7 protein-coding genes and 7 pseudogenes are annotated in these 10,301 nt (G+C 61.9%); 8 read left to right on the top strand and 6 right to left on the bottom strand.

The features are described 5' to 3' along the window. The 6 genes and pseudogenes from K359_RS55660 to hemN all read left to right on the top strand — a co-directional run. Positions 1-180 (top strand): annotated as a pseudogene (locus tag K359_RS55660) (IS21 family transposase); the annotation flags it as partial. Between the two features lie 8 nt (positions 181-188). After that, on the top strand, positions 189-1,052 hold the full coding sequence (istB, locus tag K359_RS0144450; RefSeq protein WP_029084848.1) for an IS21-like element helper ATPase IstB: 864 nt from the start codon (positions 189-191) through the stop codon (positions 1,050-1,052). After that, positions 1,049-1,693, top strand: a complete 645-nt coding sequence (locus K359_RS0144455) for a helix-turn-helix domain-containing protein (RefSeq protein ID WP_245284916.1) — start codon at positions 1,049-1,051, stop codon at positions 1,691-1,693. The genes istB and K359_RS0144455 overlap by 4 nt, the downstream gene beginning before the upstream one ends. A gap of 83 nt (positions 1,694-1,776) precedes the next feature. Then, positions 1,777-1,978 (top strand): annotated as a pseudogene (locus K359_RS62485) (formylglycine-generating enzyme family protein); the annotation flags it as partial. Positions 1,979-2,098: 120 nt separating this feature from the next. After that, positions 2,099-2,529: pseudogene (gene ccmE / locus K359_RS55665) on the top strand (cytochrome c maturation protein CcmE); the annotation flags it as partial. A gap of 141 nt (positions 2,530-2,670) precedes the next feature. Beyond that, positions 2,671-4,014, top strand: a pseudogene (gene hemN / locus K359_RS55670) (oxygen-independent coproporphyrinogen III oxidase). 369 nt (positions 4,015-4,383) lie between these two features. Here the strand turns inward: hemN and K359_RS65245 are convergent. The 6 genes and pseudogenes from K359_RS65245 to K359_RS55690 all read right to left on the bottom strand — a co-directional run bounded on the left by K359_RS65245 (position 4,384) and on the right by K359_RS55690 (position 8,079). Then, positions 4,384-4,566 (bottom strand): CBS domain-containing protein, encoded by a 183-nt coding sequence (locus K359_RS65245; protein WP_224496639.1) that lies wholly within the window; start codon positions 4,564-4,566, stop codon positions 4,384-4,386. A 105-nt stretch (positions 4,567-4,671) separates the two neighbouring features. Then, positions 4,672-4,845 carry a CBS domain-containing protein gene (locus K359_RS65250; RefSeq protein ID WP_224496638.1) on the bottom strand — a complete coding sequence of 58 codons (174 nt, stop codon included), beginning with the start codon at positions 4,843-4,845 and terminating at the stop codon, positions 4,672-4,674. 25 nt (positions 4,846-4,870) lie between these two features. Beyond that, a complete protein-coding gene (locus K359_RS62490; protein WP_156929048.1) occupies positions 4,871-5,113 on the bottom strand; it encodes a hypothetical protein in 243 nt (80 codons plus the stop codon). Next, positions 5,114-6,226, bottom strand: a pseudogene (locus K359_RS55680) (MlaD family protein). A 15-nt stretch (positions 6,227-6,241) separates the two neighbouring features. Beyond that, positions 6,242-6,971 (bottom strand): annotated as a pseudogene (locus K359_RS66080) (ABC transporter ATP-binding protein). A 2-nt stretch (positions 6,972-6,973) separates the two neighbouring features. After that, a pseudogene (locus K359_RS55690) lies at positions 6,974-8,079 on the bottom strand (MlaE family ABC transporter permease). 182 nt (positions 8,080-8,261) lie between these two features. On the opposite strand from K359_RS55690, the gene K359_RS60195 reads away from it, so the two are divergent. Both K359_RS60195 and K359_RS60205 read left to right on the top strand, forming a co-directional pair. After that, positions 8,262-8,723 carry a hypothetical protein gene (locus K359_RS60195; protein WP_245284917.1) on the top strand — a complete coding sequence of 154 codons (462 nt, stop codon included), beginning with the start codon at positions 8,262-8,264 and terminating at the stop codon, positions 8,721-8,723. Between the two features lie 173 nt (positions 8,724-8,896). Next, positions 8,897-9,424, top strand: a complete 528-nt coding sequence (locus K359_RS60205) for a hypothetical protein (RefSeq protein ID WP_245284918.1) — start codon at positions 8,897-8,899, stop codon at positions 9,422-9,424. Positions 9,425-10,301 lie beyond the last annotated feature (877 nt).

A 10,301-nucleotide genomic window follows, 5' to 3' on the forward strand; every position in this document is an offset into this window, starting at 1 on the left:
GCGGTGGAAGCCGCCTGTGCCGAAGCGCTCGGTCACGGCGTCCATTCCGCCGATGTCGTTCTCAACATCCTGGCCCGGCAACGTGAACCCGCTCCACCGGCCAACATCATGACGCCGGCCGCACTGACGCTCCGCCATGCGCCGATCGCCGACTGTGCCCGTTACGATAACCTCCGGAGGACCATCTGATGGAACGAACCCAAATCTTCGATCTCATGGGCGAGCTCAAGCTCTATGGCATGAAGGCCGCCTTCGACGAGATCATGGCGACTGCGGTCAAGCGCCAGCACGAACCTCGGCGCATCGTTGGCGACCTGCTCACCGCCGAGATCAATGAGAAGCAGGCCCGATCGATCAAGTACCAACTCACCATTGCCAAGCTGCCGCTTGCCAAGGACATCGCCGACTTCCAGTTCGACGGCACGCCAATCAACCAGACGCTGGTCAATGATCTCGCCGGCGGCGGCTTCATCGCCCAGCAGCGCAACGTCGTGCTGGTCGGCGGAACGGGTACCGGCAAGACCCATCTGGCCATCGCCATCGCCAGGAGCTGCATCCGATCCGGTGCCCGTGGCCGCTTCTACAACGTGGTCGACCTCGTCAACCGTCTCGAGAGCGAGACCCGCAACGGACGTCAGGGCCGGCTTGCCGAGCATCTGACCCGGATGGACTTCATCGTCCTGGACGAACTCGGATATTTGCCCTTTGCCCAGTCCGGCGGCCAGCTTCTGTTCCATCTCGTCAGCCGGCTCTACGAGCGCGCCTCCGTCATCGTCACCACCAATCTCGCCTTTGGCGAATGGCCCAGCGTGTTCGGCGACGCCAAGATGACCACTGCGCTGCTCGACCGGTTGACCCATCACTGCGACATCGTCGAGACCGGCAATGACAGCTGGCGATTCAAGAGCCGCGACGACGATCACGCCACCCGCACTCGTCTCGTCTCCGCAATCCCGGCCAGCTCCGACGAGACGAGCGCTACCATCAAACCCCGCCGCGCGAAGGGGTCAAAATTGGAAGCCGATGAGGGGTCAAATTTGGAGGCCGATTGACACATCCGGTCAGAGCCATTTCAGCAGCAGCTCCCGCGACCGGCCCGTTCAGCGCGCTGGGTACCTCGATGCGGTTTGCCCGCAGCACCGAGATCTACGGCGAGGACGAGGACGCGGAGTATCTCTATCAGGTGATCTCCGGCGCGGTGCGGACCTACAGGATCCTGGAAGACGGACGCCGCCAGATCGGCGCCTTCTACCTGTCCGGAGACATTTTTGGTCTCGAGGCCGATGAAACCCACATATCTTCCGCCGAGGCGGTCTGTGAGACCCGCCTCGTGGCAGTGAAGCGCAGCGCGCTGATGGCCCGTGCCACCCAAGAAAAGGAGCTAGCGCGCCAGCTCTGGAATGCAACCGCGCGCGAGTTGCGCCGTTTCCAGGAGCATCTGGGTCTCCTGATCAGCACTGCTCAAGAGCGGGTCGTCGGCTTCCTGCTCGACATGCAACGCCGCGTCGCGAAGAATAACGTCGTCGAACTGTCGATGTCACGGCAAGACATCGCCGACTACCTTGGTCTGACGATCGAGACCGTGTCGCGGACCTTCACCCAACTCGAGCAGAGCGGCGCGATTTCGCTGCCGACCTCGCGTCGTGTCGAGCTGCACAATCATGCGACGCTGAATCGTCTGGCTACGGCGTAGGAGCGCGAGCGGCCATCGCGACCAAAGCAACCACGAAAGCCGGCCGCGCGACACCCCACCAAAATGGGGGCCGCGAGCAGTTCACGAACACCAATTGCGGCGTCCGCGTCGTTCGAAGGCGCGCATCGCGCCCACATGACCGACTTCATTCGGGATCCGAAGTCGGGCGGCTGCGCGGCCGGCGTTCCGCCGACCAATCTGGGCTTCTGGCTGGTCGTTGAACGCCCCGGCACCATCTTGGCCAACGCAGTCCGGAAGGCCGCAAAGCTGGTGCGTCGGACGTAGACGATCCGGACGGCGCGTCTTCGGTTTGAGCTGGCGCAAAGTGTCGGCGTGATCCAGGCCATCGAAATAGGTGTTGGCGTAACCAACGAGCGCACAGCGTAACCACGAGCGCGGAAAGACATGACACGTAAACAACGGCGCCTGTGATGATCGGTAGTTCCCTCGCAGTCCTCGGCTTCGCGGCGGGACTGGTTCTCAGCGGGCTCCGTGATTCCATCGTGTTCTTCACTACACCCACGATGGCAGCCGAGCGCCACATCGGAGCGGGCAAGCGCTTCCGGCTCGGCGGATGTGGTCCAGCCGGGCTCGCTGGCGCGCAGGGCGGTCTGACGGCCACGATCAGCATCGCCGACGGAGGAGCCAGCGTCCCGGTCAGCTACAGAGGCATCTTGCCGGACCTGTTCAGGGAGGGACAGGGCGTTGTCGCGGAGGGCGCGCTCGACGCATCGAGCATGTTCCGCGCCGACCCAGTTCTGGCGAAGCACGACGAAACCTACATGCCCAGGGAGGTCGCTAATGTCTTGAAGAAGCAGGGCCATTGGAAAGCCGATAACCGGTGAAACCGCGGGGAGGACGCAAGCGTGGACACGATCCTTGTCGTCTTCAAACGTTTCTAGCTTGCTCGAAGTTGACCTGACGCAACGTTTGCGAACGCGACTTCCTGCAATGTCCGCCCAGAGGAAAGGCAGACAATGCACTCAGATCTTGCAAGACGATACGGACCGGACCGGCTCCCCCGCTGACACCAGCTATCCCACGGCTCCGCACTTCAATCCGACGATCCGCGAGGTTGACTACCGTCGATGGTTGAAGTCGATAACGCCCCGGCGACCCGCCTCGATCTACCTACATGTGCCATTCTGTCGATCCACGTGCTGGTACTGTGGTTGCCACACCTCGATCAGCAAACGCGACGATCCTATCGCCGTGTACGCGTCGGGTCTGCGTACCGAAGCGCACCTGGTCGCGGATACCATCGGTCATCGGCAACCGATCTCACACATCCACTTCGGTGGCGGCACACCGGCGATCATGACGCCGGACACTTTCGCCGACCTCGTCGGCGCGCTATTCCTACTTCGTGCTGCCCGACGCCGAGATCGCCGTGGAGATCGCCCCGCGGACTTTGACCGAGCCCATGTCGGAAGCTCTGGGTTTCAGCGGCGTCAACCGCGTGAGCCTCGGCGTTCAAAGCTTCGATCCGGCGGTCCAGTGCGCGATCAATCGCCTCCAGAGCTTCGATCAGACTACCAGGTGCGTCGAATTGCTGCGACGCGCAGGAATCGGGAATCTGAACTTCGACTTGCTGTACGGCTGGCCGCTTCAGACGATGGACTTGTGCCTGGACACCGTCGCCAAGTGCATCGAGCTGAGCCCCGACCGGTTCTCGGTGTTCGGCTACGCGCATATTCCCTCGTTCAGGAAGCACCAGCGCAAGATCGGCGAGGAAGCCCTGCCCGACAGCATCGAGCGTCACCTTCAGTCCGAAGCGATCGCGGATGCACTCGTCGATGCCGGCTACGTGCGGATCGGCTTTGATCACTTCGCCCTCCCCGACGATAGTCTCGCCATCGCACGACGGGAGGGGCGGCTACGAAGAAACTTCCAGGGCTATACCGACGATGTTGCGGACACGCTGATCGGAATCGGAGCAAGCTCCATCATGCCGCAAAGGGTTCGTGCAAAACGCGGTCGCGACCCGCGACTATCTCGAACGCGTCGCCGACGATCGGCTTGCAACCATCAAGGGCTACGCCTTCACGGAAGACGACCGCTTCCGCGCCGACATCATCGAGCGGCTCATGTGCGACATGACCGTGGACTTGTCCAGAATCGCTAGGTCGCATAATCGGGACCCGGGGACTGCCGTCGTCGACCGGGCGCGCTTTCTCAGTCTCATCGCGGATGGTGCCGTGACCATGAAGGACGATCGGATCTCCGTGAGCGACGGAGCCGAATTCCTGGTCCGTAGGTTGGCTTCCGCCTTCGACGCCTATCTGGCTCGATCCAGCGCGACCCATAGGCGCGCTGCCTAACGTCCAGGCTGATTATGACCTCAGAGCGTCCCTTCGACGGAGTGTTCTTACCGCTTCGATCCGCGACGTGCCGGCCAGCCGAAGCCGACACTCGACAGCCGGGGATCTGCTGATCGCGATCGCGTTCGTCCAGCCGTTGTGCGGCCCATGCATCGAGCACATTCGGAATCCTGTCCAACCACCGCCCCGACTTTTGTTGAATCCTTTTGCGCTAGCTCAAACTTCGACGGACCGGGTCGGGCTGAATACCTGTCACTAAGGCGAGCGCCCCATCCTCCTTGCGGTTGTCTCGATACAGCCCGCCCGATCCGCCGGGCTTCTTTTTCCCAACACGATGATCCGATTGCAGCTCGCCTGGGCCAACAAGGCTTATTCGGCCGGAACTCCGGCCAGGCTTCGCTCGAGCGCCACAAGTAGCTGCAAGCGGCCCACGATACCGACAACCCGCGCGTCACGAAGCACCAGCACCTGCGAAATCTGACGACTGTCCATTTCAGCAACAATCTCATCAACCGTTGCACACTCCTCCACCCAGACGGGTTTACGGCTCATAACGGCATCGACGCGGAGGGCTCGTGTGGGCTCGCGAACGAGCTTTCCTTCCTCTCTGCTGAGCAGCCATTCGAGCCAAAACCCTTCGGGGCAGTGCACACCGAGTTATCGCCGATGAAGGAAGTCGCCTTCCGAGATTACGCCGGCCAAAGATCCGGTCCCGTCGAGCACCGGTAAACCTCGCTGACCGGTCTCTAGCAACAGCCGCGCGGCATCAAGCAAGTGTGCTTCTGGCTTAATCGTCGCGAACGAGGTGCGCATTACGTCCATCGCAAACATGGCTAGCCTCCGTTGGGCTTGGTGGTTACGCTCGTAGCTTGGCACCGGCCGTCTGTTCGCGCCTGACACATGTCAATCGCGGCGCGGCGCCAAAACCGATCCGGATCAATACCCGAGAGGTGCGCTGGCCGTCCGATTGCGCTTCTTCGCTGGCCGAGGAAGGGGCCAGGTTCGGAACCTTGCTGATACTCATCCGGACCGACCATCCGGCTGGCGTCGCGATCTCCAGCCATCGACTGCTTTGCAAAACAAATGCCTTCTCGCTCACTCATGTCGATGCCGATGCCCACGTCACGAGCTTGCGCGCCAGCGCGCCAAAGGCCGTGTCGAAGGCCGCGGCGGCGTTAGCGGGCGCAAGGGTGTCGATCGTTCGGGCTTCCTCGAAGAGTTGCGCCGCCTTGAGGTGACCGTCCGGATCCACGATCTTGGCTGATAGTACGATAATCGCCTTCGGCTGAGGCCCAAGCGCGATCTCGAAGCGACGCAAGTCGATCAGAAGGCGCGATGCCCCCTCTACAGCTACAGCAGTGTCGGCGCGCAGGGGCGCATGTGCGATGTCATAGTTCTCGAAGCTCTGCAGCACCCGCGCCTGCACCAACGCCGGCAGACTATCGCTCCACTGCGCCCCCTCGAACCCTTGAGTTTCCTCATCCGGCGTGAACAGAAAGCGCTGAGTTTGCAGTCGGGTGATCGCGGTCGGCTCCGCTACGATCAGCGGTACGGGCAGGTTCGTATGGCGTTGCGCTCCAAAGCTGTCCGCCGCGCGAAGGTCGTACACCACTTTGCGCGGCGCAGGCGCTCCGCCGGTCATCCGCTCAAAGTCCCGCCACGATATTGTCGAGTTTCGGCGTGTTGCGCGCTAGTCCTTCGGCGAATGTGCTGAGATTTTCGATGGTGCTGTGCAGCGGTACGGCATTCTCGGACAGAACGGTATCCACCCGGCGTAGCGCATCGCGGGCAGCCTGCGTCATGCTCCGCCCCGCGCCCTTTTCGGCCACCAGTGGTTCGCGCGCCGGCGGCGCCTCGGGATCATCACCACCTTCCAGCGCGATCACCGGAACGCCGGTTATTCCCTGGAAATCAAGACCGACACGCGTGTCGCTATGCACCGGCGTGCGCTCGGCGACCGCGATCTTGGCGGGAACCTCGCGCGGGCGTTCTGGAACCAGCTCAAGGTCTGTGACCTCGCCAACGCGGATACCGTTGAAGAGAACGCCTGCGCCAACCAGGGCCCGGGCACCGGATCCGTAAAGACGAGCTGATAGGACTCCCGCTTGCCAATGCCGCCAACGTTGTTCAGCCAGTAGACGAAGCCGAATACGGCGACGATTGCCGACAATACGAATGCACCGATAACGATGTAGGGCGCGCGAATTTCCATATCTATCTCTACTGCCTAGGAGCCGAAGCCGACCGTCTGCGCTCGAGCTCCGTGAAAGTAAGCCTTGACCCAAGGATGGTCGGATCCGAGCACGGAAGACAGCGGGCCGACAGTTACAATCCGCCCGTCAGCGAGCGCGGCAACCCGGTCGCAGATCGCTTGCAAGCTGTTCAAGTCGTGCGTCACCATGAACACGGTGAAGCGAAGCGTCCGGTGTAGCGTCCGAATCAAGGCGTCGAATTCGCCCGCTGCTATTGGATCGAGGCCGGAGGTTGGCTCGTCCAGAAACAAGAGAGCGGGATCCAACGCAAGCGCCCGTGCGAGAGCCACCCGCTTCGTCATTCCACCCGAAAGTTCGGAAGGAAAAGTCCCCGTCCGCCCGTGTGAGGCCCACCATCTCGAGCTTGGCATCCGCGATCTCATCAAGGAGCCGTGGCGACAGGTGTGCATTTTCGCGTAGCGGAAACTGGACATTCTGTCGCGCCGTCAAGGCCAAGAAGAGGGCTTCCTGTTGAAACAGGATACCCCAGCGGCACTCACTTTTCTCGCTCAAAGTCGATCTGCCCGCCGCGTTTCGGCAACAGGCCGACAAGGCCCGCATCAGCACCGATTTGCCGCCTCCCGATGCGCCAACAAGGCCAAGTATCTCCCCGTCCTTCACGTCAAGATTGAGATGGTTGAGGATCGTTTTGTTGCCGAAGCCAACCACCAGATTTCGGATATGGATCGCCGTGGAGCCAGCCATGACTACATCCCGATCGAAGCAAAAAAGACCGCGAACAGCCCGTCGAGCACGATTACAAGAAAGATCGATTTCACGACCGACGCCGTCGTCTGCTGTCCCAGCGACTCCGCGCTGCCCTTGACGCTCAGCCCCTCCACAGCCGCGCCGATCACGAGCGCCATGAACGGCGCCTTGATGATGCCGACCTCGAAATGCGTGACGGAAACCGCCTCGTGGAGGCGCGCAATGAAAATCGCGGGACTCATCCCGCCATAGAGCCAAGCGATGAGACCGCCACCATACAGCGCCGCGAGCGATCCGAGAAAGGCAAGGATCGGCAGCGCCACCACGAGCGCCAGGATCCGCGGCAGGATCAGGACCGCAACCGGATCGAGCGCCATGGTGCTGAGGGCATCAATCTCCTCACGCATCTTCATCGCGCCGATCTCAGCCGTATAGGCGCTGCCCGGTCACCGGCCACCATGATAGCGACGATCAGCACCCCGATCTCGCGCAGCACGAGGATGCCGACCATGTCAACGACATAGGACTCCGCGCCGAAACGACTGAAATGGACAATCCCTTGCTGAGCGATGATGGCCGCGATCAGGAGCGTGATCAGCGCCATGATCGGCACCGCATGCCATCCCACCCTGCCGAGCTGATAGACGGTCGAAGTCAGCCGAAATGACCGCGGATGCCTGAGAACGCCGAGCAGCGCCATGCTGATTGCGCCGAGCATATGCAGCAAGGCCGTGGAATCGGTCGCCAGCCGTCTGCTGCCGCGACCGAGTTGGTCGAGCTTCGCCAGCAGAGGATTAACGGATCCGCGTTCGGCAGGCACGGAACGGTTCAGTTCGCGCACCTCTTCCAGCAGGTCGCCGTACGGACCGTCGGCACCGGTGAGGGCTGCTCTGGTTGCGCCACCGCGGGCCAACCTTTCAAGCAGCCAAGCCCCGACCGTGTCGAGCGCGGTGACACGACGCAGATCAATCGACCCGATGTCGGTGCGCGCGGCACGCTCGCACAGCTGTTCCAACTGCTCGACATTGGCAACGTTCCAGGCCCCGCATGCGGTGAGCACGTGCGGATCGTCTGCGTTCACTGTCAATGCCGGTACGTCAAGCAAGGGACCAACTCCGAGTTCACCGATCAGGCATAGGAGGCTGGCGGCGACGGTGTTTGACACAACGCAATTGGCTTCAACGGCCTCGAGGACGTTCTTGACGCAAATCAACGGCTTTGCGGGCCGAAGGCTTACGATTTGGCACGTTTTGGCCGACAGCACCGGGCGCGCTCAGGGAGATTTCGATGAATCGTGCGGCTTTCAAACCTCTGCAAAACACTGCGTTGCCGCACTCATTGGTCCGGCTCGAACGTGCACGCGAGCATGATTACCCCGAGGGCGCCTCCGCGATCGGCTATATCATCGTCGCCCCGCTAGACACAGCATCGCGAATCGATGTCGAGACCTGGAAAGCGCATCGCGAGGCCTGCCGCGTCGTTCGACAACGACCCGCCGAAGGCGATCAGCTTGGCCACCTTGTGCGCGGACCGAGCGACAGCTGGCGCTTCCACTACGACGTCGCCGGCGCAGCCGCCGATGAAGCCGGATATCATTTCGGCAACGAGCGCTTTCGGATCGGCGAATATGTCTCAATCCACGAGGCGGACGGCATGCATCCCTATCGGGTCGCGAGACCCGTGTCCGACTCACCAGGTCGTGCGCCAGGTTCATGTCGAGCGGTGGCAACGCCAGCGCCTTGTCGTTGATTGGGGTGAACGGCAGATCGTCTCTGTCGGCAGGATGGCGCCGACTTTCTCACGATTGCGGCGAAAGTTGGTATCCGGACACACGTCGCCGTATTCCCGTTGGATCAGGCGAATGACGCTCTCGCCCACCTGCGCGACGGCAAGCTCGTCGGCGCAGCCGTTCTGAAACCGTGATGACGCCGGCATCATCGACCGACGCGGACGAGGCAGGCCAGGCCGCCGCATTGTCGTTCCTGGCCGGCTCTGGCCCGCCGAACGTGCCAGTGCAACGGATCGACACCCATTGTTCGATCGTCTTTCTCGAACCTTCGCGCGTCTTGAAGGTCAAGCGAGCGGTCAAGCTTCCCTATCTCGACTACTCGACATTGGAGAAGCGGCGGCGCGCTTGCGAGGATGAGATTGCCATCAACAAGCGCTACGCCCCTCCATCTACCGCGGGATGGTGCCAATCATACGCGGGCGCGATGGTCCGGCAATCGGAGGGACCGGACCGGTTGTCGAATGGGCCGTCGAAATGGTTCGGTTCGACGAACGTAAGACGCTCGATTACTTGGCCGCGCAAGATTCTTTCGGGCCGGAGCTTGGCGAGAGCCTGGCCGCTGTTCTGCTCAAATCCCATCGGACAGCGGCCGGCGGCGATGGATCGCACTGGCTTGCTTCGCTCCCTCTCATCATCGATCGCAATTAGGCTTTTCAGTTAGTCCTACCGAGCCGGTTCTTGCATTTGCCGCCGCGCAAGCTCCTCGCTACAGCGGAAGCAAGGACAGCGCGCGACAGATCATCTCGCATATTTTTTCGACTTTAGCGCCTGTGGTCGTTTGTTTGTTTCGCTCACGAATTGCCCGTGGGGTACCGGTTCAAGGTTATGCTCGGCCTTCGACATGGTAAGTCCAGCCTACCTGCGAGATGTTCTGCATCCTTGTTGTTGCTTCGCGGAAGAGCAATAAACGACACCTCAAGACCGCCGTAAGCGTCTGAGCGAGCCCTGGCAGAGTGCGTTGGCGATGCTTCCAAGGTCGGCCACATACTCAAATCAAAGTCGAGCGGCATCTGCAGCGACCAGGTCGAGGCGGACCACGCAGGTTGCTGCCGTCCAGCTTGGACTATGTCCTGCGCCTGCTCAGGAGGAACCCCGGGCCACGGTGGGACATCTCCCACCATCAAACGCAGATCGTGATCGTAACCTTCCGGGAGGACCAATGGCCGACTGACAGCTCCCTGCGGCGCGCTGTGCTGCGCAGCGGCGTCCTCGGCGTACGTCGCGACCGCATGCGGCGCCGTGGCATCTTCGTAGCCGCTCGCCTGCATCATCGGCTGCGCCTGCCATGGCGATGCACCCTGTTGATGGGTGGGGGCCACCGACGTCAGCAGGCGACCGCCTGAATTGGCGATCTCGCTCAGCTGCCGCTCGCTGGAAGGCCGTGCAGATTGTCTAGAGTCCTCGGCCTCTTCGCTGGCCTCAACTAAGCTGTGTCATGCTCATCGTTGATGAGGACCTCCTCGCTTGGCAGGAAGTTGCTCCTCGCAAGTGCACCCCTCAACTTGTCCGAGGAGTGCTGGCGGTCGGGCTCTCCGGGA

Origin of the sequence: Bradyrhizobium sp. th-b2, from assembly GCF_000426785.1 — a bacterium.
Lineage (GTDB): Bacteria > Pseudomonadota > Alphaproteobacteria > Rhizobiales > Xanthobacteraceae > Bradyrhizobium > Bradyrhizobium septentrionale.

What these genes read in the sequence shown, in the direction of transcription:
- istB (WP_029084848.1), top strand. Translation starts at nt 189, where the DNA reads ATGGAACGAACCCAAATCTTCGATCTCATGGGCGAGCTCAAGCTCTAT.
- K359_RS65245 (WP_224496639.1), bottom strand. Translation starts at nt 4,566, where the DNA reads ATGAGCCGTAAACCCGTCTGGGTGGAGGAGTGTGCAACGGTTGATGAG.
- K359_RS65250 (WP_224496638.1), bottom strand. Translation starts at nt 4,845, where the DNA reads ATGTTTGCGATGGACGTAATGCGCACCTCGTTCGCGACGATTAAGCCA.
- K359_RS60195 (WP_245284917.1), top strand. Translation starts at nt 8,262, where the DNA reads ATGAATCGTGCGGCTTTCAAACCTCTGCAAAACACTGCGTTGCCGCAC.
- K359_RS60205 (WP_245284918.1), top strand. Translation starts at nt 8,897, where the DNA reads ATGACGCCGGCATCATCGACCGACGCGGACGAGGCAGGCCAGGCCGCC.